Below are 14,586 nucleotides of genomic sequence, written 5' to 3' on the forward strand. Positions count from 1 at the left end.
GGGGGAGGGGTTTGGGGGGAGGGGGTAAGGAACGACTTCGCAATTTAAGTCCTTCCCCCTTCCCCTAAGAAAAAAATTATAAAAACTACAAAAAAAGCTTTTTTAACAAATGAAATTCCCATTTCAAATTCTTTTTAGAATTTGAATTAGGAAATTGATTTTATTTTACTTCATATTTTTTGATAATTTCTTCATTTAATGTAATTCCTAAGCCTACACAATCACTAATTTTTACAACTCCATCTTCACAAGACAAAGCATTGCAAATATTAAATAATTCGCTTGTGCTTTTTGAGTATTCTATCAAATTGCAAGCCTTAGAAGACGCTAAAAACTGAGCTGTGGCATGTAATAAAATCTGCGTGCTAAAGCCATGCGGGACTAATTCACAACCATTATCAAGTGCGATTTGCTCAACTTCTTTCATTACCAAAAACCCACCACATCTAGTTAAATCAGGCTGAACGATAGCTACACGAGATTTTTTACAAAACTCTGCAAATTCCCACTTAGTAGCAAGTGCTTCTCCACCTGTAATTTTGCAAGGCAAACTCTGGCTAAGTCTTGCATAACAATCCATACTCTCGCTTGGCACTGGCTCTTCAATCCATTCTAAATTAAACTCAGCAAAATCATTAAATCTTTCTTTTGCATAACCATAATTTTTCCAAAGCCCAACCAAATCAATACTAAGCTTAATATCATCTCCAACCACTTCTCTAATAGCTCTTGTAGTATCTATATCAAACTGCCCTTTAGCACCGAAGCCATCTCCACCAAACTTAAGTAATTTAAAACCTTCATTTTTAAGCTCTAATGCTCTTTTAGCAGTATTTTGGATATTTCTATCAGGAATAAAAGTTGCATAAGCATTTAAATATTCTCTTCTTGCACCCCCTAAAAGCGTTGCAACGCTTACTCCATAAATCTTTCCAACCAAATCATGTAAAGCAATATCAATTGCACTTAAAGCATGTATCACAGCTCCACGCCTACCATAATAAGCACTCGCTTCAAATAAATCATCCATAATTTTGCTTATATTTCTAGGGTCTTGTCCGATTAATACTTCACTAAGCCCCATGCAAGATCCATGAGTGCTAGGCTGAGTAAACATAGCCTTTAGCACAGCAGGAGCACTATCACTCTCTCCTACTCCAAAAAGCCCCGTATCGGTATGGATTTTTAAAATAAACGCATCTTCTCCCCATTCGCAAGGCTCATTAAAAGCCTTTGCTCTTAACCAAATAGGCTCAACTTTTGTAATTTTCATTTATACTCCTTTATCCATTTTATAAGCCCGTAAGCTGCAATTCCTAAGATTATTAAAAAAGGTGCTGCAGTTAGCACAACTGCCATTTTAAGCGTATTTAAATCAGCGTTTATATAAAGCATTGCAAGTGGTATAGCTCCAAGCATTATGCACCAAAAAACTTTTAAATATCTTGATGGATTTTCACTATCAATTTTTGTGCTTACTGCTGAGATTGTAAATGCAGTTGCGTCCATATGAGATGCTAAGAAAACTAGCATTAATACAAAATAAAATAAAGCAAAAGCATTACCTAAAGGAAGTTGCTGAATTACTGCTAAAACACCAGCTTCTCCTGCACCGGTGCTTAAAAACTTCGGCACATCAACAAGCCCTTGAATAAAAGTATCAATAGCAAAGCCTGTAAGACATCCAAAGAAAAACCAAGTTCCTACGCAACCACCAAGCACTAAGCCAAATACAACTTGTCTTATTGTTCTTCCTTCTGAGATTTTAGTTACAAATATACTAACAGCAGGAGTGTAAGTAATCCAATAAAGCCAATAAAACACAGTCCAATCTTGATTAAAACTACTTGTGCCTGTTGCATCATTAAATAAACTCATATGAACATAATTACTTAAAAATAATCCTATGCTATTAATCATATTATCAATTATAAAAACACTATTTCCAAGCAATAATACAAGCACAGCAAATACAAAGCATAAAATACAAGATAATTTTGCTAATTTTTGCATACCTGAGCTAAGCCCAACAAAACTTGAGATTGAAAACATTGCAGTAACTACTGCTAAAATCACAAACTTTATAAAAAAGCCATTTTCTATACCAAAAATTCCAGCCAAACCACTACTAATAGTAACAACTGAAACAGTAGTTGTAAGCACTAAACCACCGAAAGTAGAAAACAAAAATATAACATCAATAATCTTATCTAAGATAGCATTTCTTTTTATACCTAAAATATTTGCTAAAAGTGCTGATAATTTTAAATCAGGATGTTTTTTCACATAAAAATGCCAACACATAGCAATAGAAGTTAGCGCATAAACAGCCCAAGGAGTAATACCCCAGTGAAAATACACAAAAGAAGTTGAATGTCTTAAAGCTTCTGCTGAATTTGCTGCTATGTTAAGACCAGGTCCTGTGTAATAATAAGCCCATTCCATAAAAGCCCAATACATAGTAGCCGAGCCAAGCCCTGCACAAATAAACATAAAAATCCAAGCTGTATTTGAATATGGGTTTTCTTTAGTTCCAAGCTTAATTAAGCCATATTTTGAAAATGCAACATAAGCAATAATCAAAACACAAATAAACTCAAAAAGCTGAGTAGCTGAACCAAAGGTTGAAGTTAGTTTGGCAAACAAGCTGTTTGCAACTTTAAGCGAGCCTTCTGGGTTAAGTAGCAAGGCTAAAATTACAAAACCTACTGCAACAATAGATATTGTAATTAAGAAAAAATCACTCCTGCCCCCCCCCCTAAAGGTGATTGTAGTTCGTTATTTTTCATAACAACTCCTTAAATTAAAATAAAAGCTTATTATTACCTTTAAACTTAATTTCTAGCTTAAATTAATTAATTTTATCAATTTCAAATGGAGTGCTTTGATATACATAATAATTTAGCCAATTAATATACACGCAATTTGCATGAGCTCTCCAAGTAAGCTTTGGCTCATTATTTGGGTCATCATTTTCGTAATAATTATAAGGAATATCTACATTTAAGCCGTTTTTTAAATCTCTTTTGTATTCATTATCAAGCGTTTTTCTTGAATACTCAGGATGACCTAGAACAAAGACCTGCCTTTTGTCTAAACTTCTTATAAGATATGAACCTGCCATATCGCTACTTGCTAAAACTTTTAAAAACTCATTGTTTTTTAAAGCTAGCTCATCTATGCCTGAATGTCTTGAATGTGGTGCTAAAAACTCATCATCCATTCCCCTTAAAAGCTCGTCTTTATTATCAATTACTAAATGCTTATAAACTCCACTAAGCTTTTTTTCTAAGGCAATTTTAGAGATTTCATAATGATAATTTAGCCCTATCATTGCACCATAGCAAATATGAAGAGTGCTAAATACATTGCTTTTACTCCACTTTAAAATCTCTCTTAATTCATCAATATAAGTAACTTCATTAAACTCAAGATGTTCAAGTGGAGCTCCTGTTATTATCATTCCATCGAATTTTTTATGCTTTATTTCATCAAATACCAAATAATGCTCGTTTAAATGATTTTCGCAAGTGTTTTTACTCTCATGCGAAGCTATTCTTAAAAGCGTTATTTTTACTTGTAAAGGCGTATTTGATAGCATTCTAAGTAGCTCTAATTCTGTTTCTTCTTTAATAGGCATAAGATTTAAAATGATTAATTCAAGTGGGCGAATATCTTGCGAATTTGCCCTTGCTTCATCCATTACGAATATATTTTCATTTTCTAAAGCTTGCTTTGCAGGAAGATTGGTTTTGATATTAACAGGCATATTTTCTCCTTTTTGAGCCTAATTTTGCCATTTTTTACTTGCTTATGCCTTAAAATAAGGCTAAACTACTATTTACAAAGGGGGATTTATGAAAGAGACTTTATGTATTCATGCGGGTTTTAAACCAAAAAACGGCGAAAGCAGACAAGTGCCAATAATTCAAAGCACTACTTTTAAATACGACTCTTGCGAGTTTATGGGAAAATTATTTGATTTAGAAGAAAGTGGGTATTTTTACTCAAGAGTAGCAAATCCAACAAATGATTATGTAGCAAGCAAAATAGCTAGTCTTGAAGGTGCTGTTGCAGGAGTGCTAACTTCTAGCGGACAAGCTGCGATATTTTTAGCGATTACAAATATTTGTAAAGCGGGTGATCATTTAGTTTGCGTAAATGAAATATATGGTGGCACTATTAATTTAATAGGCTTTACACTTAAAAAATTTGGAATAGATGCGACTTTTATAAGTGCAAATAGTAGCGATAAAAAAATACAAGCAGCTATTAAAGATAATACGAAATTAATTTTTGCAGAAAGCGTTTCAAATCCATCATTAGTAGTGCTAGATATTAAAAAATTTGCAAATATTGCTCATAAAAACAATATACCTTTAATTATTGATAATACCTTTGCAACGCCAATTAACTGCCAACCTATTAAACACGGAGCTGATATTGTGGTGCATTCGGCTACAAAATATCTTGATGGGCATTCAAGCGTAATTGCTGGAGCTATTCTTGATAGTGGGAATTTTAATTGGGAGAATGAAAAATTTGCTGATTTTAACACGCCAGATAGCTCATATCATGGTTTAATTTATACTAAGAAATTTGGCAAATTTGCTTATATTACTAAGCTTGTTGTTCAATTAATGAGAGATATAGGAGCATGTCTTAGTCCGCAAAGTGCATTCATACTATCAACTCATATTGAAAGCCTAGCTTTAAGAGTAGCAAAACACTGCGAAAATGCTAAAAAAATCGCAGAATTTTTACAAGCTAATAAGCATATTAAAAGCGTAAATTGTCCTATGCTAAAAACTAGTCCTTATTATGAACTTGCACTTACTTATATGCCTAATGGAGTTTGTGGGGTTATTAGCTTTGAGCTTGATGCTAATAAAGAACAAACAATAAAATTCATTGATAGCCTAAAATTAATCACAATTGCTACACATGTAGCAGATGCTAGAAGTTGCGTGCTTCATCCTGCAAGTCATACTCATAGACAACTAAGCAAAGATGAATTAATAAAAGCAGGAATTAGCGAAGGGCTTATTAGACTTTCGGTAGGTATTGAAAATATTGATGATTTGATAAATGATATAAAACAAGCTTTAAAGCAAGTTTTTAATTAAAATAAAGAATTTGAAATTCCTATTTCAAATTCTTTAGCTAACAAGCTTAATTCCGACTAAACCTACTAAAATTAAAGCAAGAAAGAATAATCTTAAAAAACTCACACTATCTTGAAAGAAAAATATACCAACAAGAATAGTTCCTATTCCACCTATGCCTGTCCAAACAATATAAGCTGTTCCTATCGGTATGCTTTTTTGCGATAAATAAAGCAAAAAACCACTAAGAGCCATAGAAAAAATAGCAAATATAATCCATAGTTTTGAGCCTTCATTTGCTAATTTAAAGCCTAAAGGCCAACCTATTTCAAAAACACCTGCTAAAATTAAATATATCCAAGCCATTAAGCTCCTTAGTTTTTACACATATTATAAATTAGCTTATCAAATCTTTGAACTAATTTTATTTGTTCGTTTAAATCATTTTCATTATAAATATTTTCATATAAAGCCAAAATATCTTTAAATTGTTTAACTTGCTCTTGGTTTATTGCCTTTAAAATACTTTCTTCAAGGCTTTTGTTTTGCTTTAAATTTTTATTTAGCAAACATCTAATTGCATCATCTTTATAAAGCAATAAATGAATTTGAATAAATAAATTATTTTGCAAACTTCCACTATTTTTTGCATCAATGAAATTATTTTCTGATAATTGCTCGTATGAACTAAGAGTGCTAAAGAACTGATTAGTTTTTTCTTGATTTTTATTGCTTATTTCATAAACTTGATTTGAATATTCAAGGCATTTTTTCACACTATCCTTTAATGAGCTAATGTTTAAATTTATTGTATTTGTTGCTTCTTCTGTATTGTTTGCTAATTTTCTTACTTCTTCAGCAACTACGGCAAATCCACGCCCATGCTCACCAGCTCTAGCAGCTTCAATAGCAGCATTTAATGATAATAATTGAGTTTGATCGGTTATATCCTTTACCATTTCAATGATTTTTGAAATTTCATTTGTTTTATCGCTTAATGTGTGAATTAAATCAGTAAATAAATTTATATAATTTTGCAATTCATTTGAGCTTTTAGTAAGTTCTTTTACCATAGCTTGAGTAAGATGTGAGCTTTCTGCTATATTTTTTGATGAATTTAAAATATTGTTTAAATTATCTTGATTTTTATTTAAGCCTTTTGTTAGGATATTTATAATTTCTAAATCTTCGCTATTTTGTTGAATCTTAATACTTAACTCATTTAGCTTTTGTGCTTCAATACTTTTTGAAATGCCTATAATTGCATTTACTAAATTATCAGCTGTATTTTTAAATCTACCCTTTAAGCCTACGCTATTTATATTCCTATAAGTATTACCTAAAAAAGCATTTTCTATTGAAGCAGCCACTTCTCTTTGCCAAACTTCAACTTGATCTAATAAATTATTTAAAAGATTAGCAAGTTTTTGATAATTTTTACCTTCTACATTCACAACTCTTGATTCTAAATAACCATTAGAAGTAAGTTCTAAAACCTTTATTATTTCTTCTAGTGTTTTTTCATTGTTTTTATTAAAAATACTCATTTTAAATCCTGTATGCTTATTATAAATTCATTATAAGTTTTGTTTTCTTTATGCAAAATCTCTTCAATGATTTTCCAAGATTCATCTACGCCTTTGCTTTTTTCTACTTCTATCATTTTTTTATATAAAGAAATAATTAGTTCTTTAGCTCTTTTGCCTATTTTTCTTCTTACCGAGTAATAACCTATAATATTTCCATTTAAATCATAAGAAACACTAATATTCGCAAAAACCCAATAATATCCATTATCAAAAGTTTTATTTTTTACAAAAGCATAAACTTCTTTTCTAGCCTTTAGCTGTTGCCATAAATATTTAAAAACAGCTTTTGGCATATCTGGATGTCTTACAATATTGTGTGGTTTGTTTAAAATATCGCTTTCTTTAGCATAAATTATCTTAATGAAAGACTCATTTGCATAAGTAATATTGCCCCTTGTATCAGTTTTACTGACTATAAAATCATATTCATTTAACTCTTTTTCCATTTGCCCCTCTTTTTAGGAAATTAATATGAAATATTATTACTTATAGGCAAAAAATTATTAAATAAATCTAATTATCTTATAAAAAATTTATTTTATTAATTAAGATTTTAATTTAAGTTTAATTTAATAACTAAACTTAAATTAAAATATATTTTTAAAGAATTTGAATTAGGAATTTGCTTTTAATTTTTATATTTAAAAATGACTTTTAAATGAATATTTTTAAAACTCTTCTGTTTCGCTAGGCTGATTATTAAACTCAATTTGAGCGAATTTTGCTTTGCTTGTTTTAAAGTCAAGATGGATTTCTTTTAATTCACCACTTCTATTTTTTGCAATATCAAGTATAGCGTGGCGTTCTGCTGTTGGGATTGGATTATCTACAACTTGGTTTATAAATAATATCAAGTCAGCATCTTGCTCTATACTACCACTTTCTCTAATGTCTGATAATATAAGCTTTTTATTTGTTCTTGAATCTACCGAACGATTTACCTGTGATAGTGCTAAAATAGGAATTTTAAGCTCAAGCGCAAGTAATTTTAAACCCCTACTAATTTCACTTACTTGAATATGTCTATCCACTCTAGTATTAAGCGAATTCATTAATTGAATATAATCTAATACACAAAGACCTATATTGCTATGCTCTTCTTTTAATCTTCTTAAAGATGAGCGTAAAAACTCTATGTTTAAATCGCCTTGATCGTAGATATATAAAGTGCTTTCACTTAGCATATTTGCACTCATTTGAACATTTTCTAATTCATCTTGAGTAAGCTCACCTTTGGTAATAGAACCTAAAGAAATTCCTGTATCTTGAGCTATAAGCTTTGCCATAATTTTATGAGCTTCTGTTTCAAGACTATAAAACACAACTCCTACATCTTTTTTAAGTGCGTGTAATAAAATATTTAAGGCAAATGTAGTTTTACCCATACCAGGACGAGCTGCTAAGATTATTAGCTCCCCTGCTTTAAAACCTTTCGTATAATGATTTAATAAAGAAAAACCTGTATCAACTCCTATTACATTCTTATCTAAAATCTTGCTAACTCTGTTTAATTCTTCGTAAAACTCGCTTACTGCCATTCTTGAGCTTTTTAAAGAATTGTTTTTAACCCCTGAAATAAGAGAATAAATTTTAGCATTTAAATTATGAGTATAATCAATACTATCTTGAACGCTTACTAATTCATTCATTGTAGTTTGCATTAAAGAATTAAGCTGGTCTTTTACACTTAAATCCCTTAACATTTTTGAATAAGATTCAACATCAATAGACCAGTTTTGCTGTTCTAATTCAGCCCAAAACATATCCTTAGCATTAGGAAAAACTATTTTTAACTGCTTTAAATCAACACTTTCTCTTAATCTTCTTTTATTTACAATGAATTCAAAAATATCGCCATTTAATCTATTAGAAAAATCACTAGGTTTAATGATACTTGCTGCTATATCAATATTTTCATTAATTTCTATACAAGCTAATAATAAGCTTTGCTCAAGCTCTATATCAAAATATTTACTCAATTTTCATCCTTTATACTAAAGAATTTGAAATAGGAATTTAGTTTTCGTGCAGTTTTGCTTCATCTAGCACTTCATCTAAAAATCTATCCACTAAAGTATCGTATTTACACTTTGCTACTACTTCGCCGTGTCTTATCACTAAGCCTTCGTTTTTGCCAAATGCAATTGCTACATCAGCTCCTTTAGCTTCGCCTAAAGCATTTACAACACAGCCCATTACGCTTATATTTAAAGGTGCTTTAATATGCTTTGTTTTTTCTTCTACTATCTTAATAGCACTTAACAAATCGCTTTGAATTCTTCCACAAGTAGGGCATGAGATTATATTTATACCACTTTTTTGTATTCCACTATCTTGCAAAATCGCTCTTGCTACTCTTATTTCTTCGCTAAGCTCTCCTGTCATAGAAACACGAATAGTATCTCCTATGCCATTTAATAATAATTGCCCTATTGCAATTGAGCTTTTTATCGTGCTATGAAATTTAGTTCCTGCTTCTGTTACTCCTAAATGAAATGGATAATCGCAAAGTTCTCTTAATCTTGTATAGCTTTCTATTGTGCTTTGTGCGTCTGAGGTTTTAATACTTATTTTAATATCTCTAAAATCAAAATCTTCTAAGAGTTTTATATTATAAACAGCACTCTCAAGCAAGGCTTTTACGCTTCTTCCGTATTTTTCTTCAAACTGCTTTTCAATACTGCCGTGATTTACTCCAATTCTAATAGGAATATTTCTTTGCTTACAAGCATTTACAACTTCTCTTATATTTTCTTTGCCACCGATATTTCCTGGATTTATTCTAATTCCATCTATAAATTCAGCACAATATAAAGCTAATTTATGATTAAAATGAATATCTACAATTAATGGCAAAGGGCTTTGCTTTTTAAGTTCTGCTAAAGCCCTAGCGTCTTTTATATCTAAACAAGCAACCCTTACAATATCAGCACCAGCTAATTTTAACTCAATTAATTGCTCTAAACAGCCTTTAATATCTTGAGTTTTAGTAAATAGCATTGATTGCACGCTAATAGGTGCATCGCCACCGATTTTAACCCCGCCTACATTAATTTGCCTAGTTTTAAATCTAGGCTTAAAAAAATCGCTTTTCATCTTAGTTTATATTGTATTTTTTAAGTAAAGCTTCATATTCACTAGTTTTCATAAACTCTTCTAAAGCTTTATTTAGTTTTTCTCTAAGCTCTACATTTTCATTTTTGCTAAATGCAATAGAAAATCCTTCAGTGCCATCATCTTCGCTATAAAACTCTGCTAAATCAGGATATTTTGCTAAATATTCTCTTGCAACAAGCGCATCAAATGCTAAAGCTTGTAATTTTTTATCATTTAAAGCCATTACTAATACAACAGGATTTTCATTAGGTTGAACTATAGCACCTGCATTTTTTACTGCTGCTTCTTGCACTGTGCCTAATTGAACCCCTACTTTTTTACCTTTAATATCATCTTTTGTAGCAATATCACTATCTTTATGCTTTAGATAAATTGTTTTAGCTTTATAATAAACATTACTAAAATCACAAGCCTTTTTTCTTTGTTCGCTTGCACTCATAGCACTCATAATTGCATCAATTTTACCTGCTTTAAGTCCTGCAATAAGTCCATCAAAACTCATAGCCTTAAACTCATACTTAATACCTGCTATTTTTGCTAAATTATCAAATAATTCAGCATCAAAACCAGTAATTTTGCCATCTACTAACATATCAAATGGTGGATAATCAGGTGAAATTCCTATCTTATAAACCTTATCATTTGCATTTAAACACGCACTAAAAATAAGTGCAAATAAAACTAATAATAACTTTTTCATAATTTACTCCTTAAAGTCCATATTTTTTAATAAGCTCGTCGTATTTACCACTAGCTTTTACTTTTTCTAAACCTTCGTTTATTTTATTTCTTAATTCTTGATTTTTACCTTTTGCAAATACAAAAGCAAAACCTAAAGCTCCATCATTTTCTTCGTAAAAACTCTCAATTTCAGGATTTTTTGCCATAAATTTCTTAGCCACAAAAGAATCAAAAACAACCGCATCAATATGCTTATTAATAAGGCTCATGATAACAACAGCTGAATCTTCATGTAATACAACATTTGCACCTAAATTTCTTGCTGTGTTTTCTTGAATTGTGCCAAGCTTAACTCCAGTTTTAACACCTTTTAATTCTTCTTTATTAGATATTGCATCGCCTTTTCTTTTAAGATACATAGTTTTTCCGAAAAAATAAGGCTCTGAAAAATCACAATTCTTCTTTCTTTGCTCACTAATACTCATTCCCGAAGCAATCATAGTGATTTTTCCTGCTACTAAAGATGGAATTAGTCCATCAAAGCTCATATTTACAAATTCAATTTTTAAATTACTAGCTTTTGCGATTTCTTCTACCAAATCAACATCAAAGCCACTTAATTTACCATCAACCATCATATCAAATGGTGCGTAATTTGCCGAAATTCCAACCTTTACAACTTGATTTGCATAAGCAAATAAAGAAATAAAAAGAACTAAAAAAATCTTTTTCATACCAAACTCCTTTAATGGTTTAAAACCTTGTTTAAAAACTCATTTAATCTAACATTAGAACTATTATTAAATACATTGTGTGGGGTATCATCTACTGCGATTTTGCCACTTTCCATAAAAAATATTCTATTAGCAACATTTTTCGCAAAACCCATTTCATGAGTTACTAAAATCATAATAGGAGCATTTTTTGTATTTGCTATTTCTTTAATTAAACTTAAAACTTCTCCTACCATTTCAGGGTCAAGCGCACTAGTTGGCTCATCAAAAAGTATAATCTCAGGCTCCATCATAAGACTTCTTGCTATTGCAATTCTTTGCTTTTGTCCGCCACTTAGTTTGTGTGGGAAAAACTCTTCTTTATCTGCTAAGCCAACTTTTGCTAAAAGATTTCTAGCCTTTGTTATTGCTTCATCTTTGCTTAAAATTTGTAAGCTAGTAGGTGCTAGGATTAAATTATCTAAAACATTTTTATTTGCAAATAAATTAAAATGCTGAAATACCATTGATACTTTTTGTCTGTGCTTATTTATATCAATTTTTTCATCTAAAATATTTTCATCATTGATTAAGATTTTGCCACTATCTGCTACTTCTAATCTATTTAAGCATCTTAAAAATGTGCTTTTTCCGCCGCCACTAGGTCCTATAATTGCTATTATGTCGCCTTTATTAATATCAACACTAATATCTTTTAAAACTTGCAAATTGCCATAATTTTTACACAAATTAGAAATCTTAATCATTTTTCTTTAGCCTCATTTCTAATAATCTTACAAAAAATGTAAATACTTTAACACTAGCATAATACACAACACCTGCGAAAATATAAGGTTTTGGATCGTATAAAAGAGATTGAAAAATCTTACTTTGAAACGTTAAATCCACAACGCTAATAAACGCAACTACTGAAGTTTCTTTAAATAATGAAATAAATTCATTTGCTAAAGCTGGAATGATATTTTTAACAGCTTGTGGGAAAACTATCATTCTCATAGCTTGAAAATGCGATAAACCCATTGACCTTGCTGCCTCCATTTGACCTTTATCAACGCTTTCTATTCCACTTCTAATGATTTCTGCAACATAAGCACTTGAATTAAGTCCTAAAGCAATAACAGCTACAAAAAATACATTTTCAAATTGAGCAAATACAACGAATGCAAATATCATTAAAAGTAGCATTAATGGCATACCTCTAATAAGGTCTAAATATTCGTTAATTAACATTGTTAAAAATCTATTTCTAAGCACTAACAAAAATGCTAATAAAAATCCACCCGTAAGACCTATAACTAAACCAAGTGAAGTAAGCCCTAAAGTCGTTCCATAACTCTTTAAATAAGCTAAATGATCAGCCTCGCTAAGCTCAAATGGATAGCAATAATAAGTAGTAATTACAACTATTGCAAGTGGAAAAACTACTTTAAATATATTTTCTAAATTTTTCAATTTTTTTCCTTTAAAACTAAAAATAAATAAGGTGTAAAAACACAACTAAAACTATAAATTAATGAATATTGCGTAGATTTGAACGAGAAATTTGACGGATTGTAAGGTATTTGTTGTGCTTGATTAAATCTATGATTTTCATCTTCTCGTCCTTTTAAAAAAATTAAGTTTGATTATCTCTTTTTTATCTTAATGATTTATTAAATTAATTGAATTTTAAGCTTAAAATATTTATTGCAAAGTATTTATAAATTTTCTTAATTCTTGCTATGTAATTTTAATAAAGCAAAAAGAATTTGAAATAGGAATTAGGATTTGAAATTTTGTAAAATTAAGTAGCAAATTCCTATTTTAAATTCTTTGGAATTTGAAATAGGAATTTGAAAAATTATTTTACATTTTCTACTGCATCAAGAATGGTTTTTTGTGATTTTATATCATTTATATCTGTTTTAAAATACAGCTCAACTCTATTATTTTTCACACCTTCACTGCCATTATTATCAAATCTAGGGCTATTTGCTCCATAGCTTTTTATGCTAAGTTTTGATGAATCAACTCCGCTTTTAATTAAAATCTCTAAAACTTCTCTTGCTCTTGCTGTTGCTAAATCAAAGCTTGTTAAGTAGCTGTCATCATTATCGCTAAAGCCACGAATTTCAAGCTGAACCCCATCTCCTAAGCCGTGCATTATCATTTTAATTCTTTTTAAATAAAGCATATCATCGCTATTACTTACCTTAGTTTCATCTTTGTTAAAAAATAAAACCGATGGTAATTCCATATAAAATTGATTTTCTTTTTGGTCTAAAATTGCTTTTAATTTTTCTATGCTTTCTTGTTGGTTTATATTTTGAGCTTGAAGAGCTTTTGAATCTTCATTATTTGATGGATTATACTTACCATCTGTTTTGCTCTCTTTTTCTACAACTTGTGTGCTAGGAAAATCAAAAATCTTAACAAACTCTTTTGTAAGAGCCTTTGCCTTATCCGTATTAACCGAAGCAATAGCATATAAAGCAATAAATAAAGCAAGTAATAACGAGAAGAAGTCAGCTAGTGGAACAGCCCACTTCTCGCACGCTGGAATCGGTGGGCACTTTTTTTTCTTAGCCATTATTATTCACCAAATTGTGATTTTGGAACAACACCATGTGGCATATATAAGAATAATTTTTGTTCTAAATCTCTTGGGTTTGCACCTTCTGCTATACCAATTACTCCTGCCATCATAAGCTCTTTTTCCATAATAAGATCGTGTCCGTTACCCTTAATTTTATTACCCCAAGGAACAAACACACCATAACAACAATAAATCCCAGTAACAGTAGCCGTAAAAGCACCCGCAATACCCATAGCCATTGCTTGTGGGTCATCTAGTAGTTGAAGAGCAAGCATAAGTCCGCACACCGCCCCAACAAGTCCAAATGTAGGACATGACTCACCTACACGACAAAAGAACTCTCTACATTCATCATAATATGTTTCTGAGTGAGCGATTTCTAGCTCCATACTTTCTTTTATCTCTTCTACATCTTTACCATCAACCATCATCATCATTGCTGATTTTAAACAATGATTATCTATTTCTGCTACTTTTGGCTCAAGTGCTAAAAGTCCATCTTTTCTAGCAATTGAAGCAAATTCTACTAATTGATCTACTCTTGCTTGAAAATTCACTCCACTACCTTTAAAAACTATCTTCAGCTCCCTAAAAGCACCTTTTATATAGTATTTGTTTGTAGCAACCATAGTTGAGAAAAACGCAGTAGGTAAAACGATAAGAACCGATGATATATGTATAAGATGCAGTGGGTTACCACCTTCTAAAATATCTCCAACGCATATTGAAGTAAGCGCTAAAACCATTCCTAAGACCGTTGTTAAATCCACAATATTTCCTTTATT

14 protein-coding genes and 1 pseudogene are annotated in these 14,586 nt (G+C 30.6%); 1 reads left to right on the forward strand and 14 read right to left on the reverse strand.

Going from position 1 to position 14,586, the window contains the following annotated elements; genetic code table 11:
• Positions 1 to 160 precede the first annotated feature (160 nt).
• The 3 genes from AVANS14531_RS08340 to AVANS14531_RS08350 form a co-directional block, all read right to left on the reverse strand.
• Positions 161 to 1,273 (reverse strand): mandelate racemase/muconate lactonizing enzyme family protein, encoded by a 1,113-nt coding sequence (locus AVANS14531_RS08340; RefSeq protein ID WP_336612052.1) that lies wholly within the window; start codon positions 1,271 to 1,273, stop codon positions 161 to 163.
• Positions 1,270 to 2,769: a BCCT family transporter gene (locus AVANS14531_RS08345; protein ID WP_336612076.1), complete on the reverse strand. Its 1,500-nt coding sequence runs from the start codon at positions 2,767 to 2,769 to the stop codon at positions 1,270 to 1,272. The genes AVANS14531_RS08340 and AVANS14531_RS08345 overlap by 4 nt, the downstream gene beginning before the upstream one ends.
• Before the next feature lie 82 nt (positions 2,770 to 2,851).
• Positions 2,852 to 3,769, reverse strand: coding sequence for a homoserine O-succinyltransferase (locus AVANS14531_RS08350; protein ID WP_336612053.1), 918 nt, complete (start codon positions 3,767 to 3,769; stop codon positions 2,852 to 2,854).
• An 88-nt stretch (positions 3,770 to 3,857) separates the two neighbouring features.
• Between AVANS14531_RS08350 and AVANS14531_RS08355 the strand changes: the two genes are divergently transcribed.
• Positions 3,858 to 5,126 (forward strand): O-acetylhomoserine aminocarboxypropyltransferase/cysteine synthase family protein, encoded by a 1,269-nt coding sequence (locus AVANS14531_RS08355; protein WP_336612054.1) that lies wholly within the window; start codon positions 3,858 to 3,860, stop codon positions 5,124 to 5,126.
• A 33-nt stretch (positions 5,127 to 5,159) separates the two neighbouring features.
• On the opposite strand, the gene AVANS14531_RS08360 is transcribed toward AVANS14531_RS08355, so the two are convergent.
• The 11 genes and pseudogenes from AVANS14531_RS08360 to motA form a co-directional block, all read right to left on the reverse strand.
• Positions 5,160 to 5,471 carry a DMT family transporter gene (locus AVANS14531_RS08360; RefSeq protein ID WP_239818056.1) on the reverse strand — a complete coding sequence of 104 codons (312 nt, stop codon included), beginning with the start codon at positions 5,469 to 5,471 and terminating at the stop codon, positions 5,160 to 5,162.
• Positions 5,472 to 5,479: 8 nt separating this feature from the next.
• Positions 5,480 to 6,055 (reverse strand): annotated as a pseudogene (locus tag AVANS14531_RS09285) (methyl-accepting chemotaxis protein); the annotation flags it as partial.
• 593 nt (positions 6,056 to 6,648) lie between these two features.
• The gene (locus AVANS14531_RS08370) at positions 6,649 to 7,140 is read right to left on the reverse strand and encodes a PAS domain-containing protein (RefSeq protein WP_336612056.1); all 492 of its coding nucleotides are present in this window, start codon (positions 7,138 to 7,140) and stop codon (positions 6,649 to 6,651) included.
• A gap of 222 nt (positions 7,141 to 7,362) precedes the next feature.
• Positions 7,363 to 8,673 carry a DnaB-like helicase C-terminal domain-containing protein gene (locus tag AVANS14531_RS08375; protein ID WP_239818054.1) on the reverse strand — a complete coding sequence of 437 codons (1,311 nt, stop codon included), beginning with the start codon at positions 8,671 to 8,673 and terminating at the stop codon, positions 7,363 to 7,365.
• Positions 8,674 to 8,710: 37 nt separating this feature from the next.
• Entirely contained in the window at positions 8,711 to 9,790 is a 1,080-nt protein-coding gene (ispG, locus tag AVANS14531_RS08380; protein WP_336612057.1) for a flavodoxin-dependent (E)-4-hydroxy-3-methylbut-2-enyl-diphosphate synthase, read from the reverse strand.
• 1 nt (position 9,791) lies between these two features.
• Positions 9,792 to 10,511 (reverse strand): transporter substrate-binding domain-containing protein, encoded by a 720-nt coding sequence (locus tag AVANS14531_RS08385; protein WP_336612058.1) that lies wholly within the window; start codon positions 10,509 to 10,511, stop codon positions 9,792 to 9,794.
• A gap of 10 nt (positions 10,512 to 10,521) precedes the next feature.
• A complete protein-coding gene (locus tag AVANS14531_RS08390; protein ID WP_336612059.1) occupies positions 10,522 to 11,226 on the reverse strand; it encodes a transporter substrate-binding domain-containing protein in 705 nt (234 codons plus the stop codon).
• Between the two features lie 11 nt (positions 11,227 to 11,237).
• Positions 11,238 to 11,972: an amino acid ABC transporter ATP-binding protein gene (locus AVANS14531_RS08395; RefSeq protein WP_239818050.1), complete on the reverse strand. Its 735-nt coding sequence runs from the start codon at positions 11,970 to 11,972 to the stop codon at positions 11,238 to 11,240.
• Positions 11,965 to 12,678, reverse strand: coding sequence for an amino acid ABC transporter permease (locus AVANS14531_RS08400; protein ID WP_442862409.1), 714 nt, complete (start codon positions 12,676 to 12,678; stop codon positions 11,965 to 11,967). Before AVANS14531_RS08400 ends, AVANS14531_RS08395 begins: the two co-directional genes overlap by 8 nt.
• Positions 12,679 to 13,066: 388 nt before the next feature.
• Positions 13,067 to 13,795 (reverse strand): flagellar motor protein MotB, encoded by a 729-nt coding sequence (gene motB / locus AVANS14531_RS08405; protein ID WP_239818048.1) that lies wholly within the window; start codon positions 13,793 to 13,795, stop codon positions 13,067 to 13,069.
• Between the two features lie 2 nt (positions 13,796 to 13,797).
• Positions 13,798 to 14,571, reverse strand: a complete 774-nt coding sequence (gene motA, locus AVANS14531_RS08410) for a flagellar motor stator protein MotA (protein WP_336612060.1) — start codon at positions 14,569 to 14,571, stop codon at positions 13,798 to 13,800.
• Positions 14,572 to 14,586: the final 15 nt, after the last annotated feature.

The sequence above is a fragment of the Campylobacter sp. Cr9 genome (assembly GCF_020138295.1).
Classification (GTDB): domain Bacteria; phylum Campylobacterota; class Campylobacteria; order Campylobacterales; family Campylobacteraceae; genus Campylobacter_E.

Bases quoted from the DNA above. Each gene is read 5' to 3' on its own strand.
- AVANS14531_RS08340 (WP_336612052.1), bottom strand. From the start codon at position 1,273: ATGAAAATTACAAAAGTTGAGCCTATTTGGTTAAGAGCAAAGGCTTTT.
- AVANS14531_RS08350 (WP_336612053.1), bottom strand. From the start codon at position 3,769: ATGCCTGTTAATATCAAAACCAATCTTCCTGCAAAGCAAGCTTTAGAA.
- AVANS14531_RS08355 (WP_336612054.1), top strand. From the start codon at position 3,858: ATGAAAGAGACTTTATGTATTCATGCGGGTTTTAAACCAAAAAACGGC.
- AVANS14531_RS08360 (WP_239818056.1), bottom strand. From the start codon at position 5,471: ATGGCTTGGATATATTTAATTTTAGCAGGTGTTTTTGAAATAGGTTGG.
- AVANS14531_RS08370 (WP_336612056.1), bottom strand. From the start codon at position 7,140: ATGGAAAAAGAGTTAAATGAATATGATTTTATAGTCAGTAAAACTGAT.
- ispG (WP_336612057.1), bottom strand. From the start codon at position 9,790: ATGAAAAGCGATTTTTTTAAGCCTAGATTTAAAACTAGGCAAATTAAT.
- AVANS14531_RS08385 (WP_336612058.1), bottom strand. From the start codon at position 10,511: ATGAAAAAGTTATTATTAGTTTTATTTGCACTTATTTTTAGTGCGTGT.
- AVANS14531_RS08390 (WP_336612059.1), bottom strand. From the start codon at position 11,226: ATGAAAAAGATTTTTTTAGTTCTTTTTATTTCTTTATTTGCTTATGCA.
- AVANS14531_RS08395 (WP_239818050.1), bottom strand. From the start codon at position 11,972: ATGATTAAGATTTCTAATTTGTGTAAAAATTATGGCAATTTGCAAGTT.
- motB (WP_239818048.1), bottom strand. From the start codon at position 13,795: ATGGCTAAGAAAAAAAAGTGCCCACCGATTCCAGCGTGCGAGAAGTGG.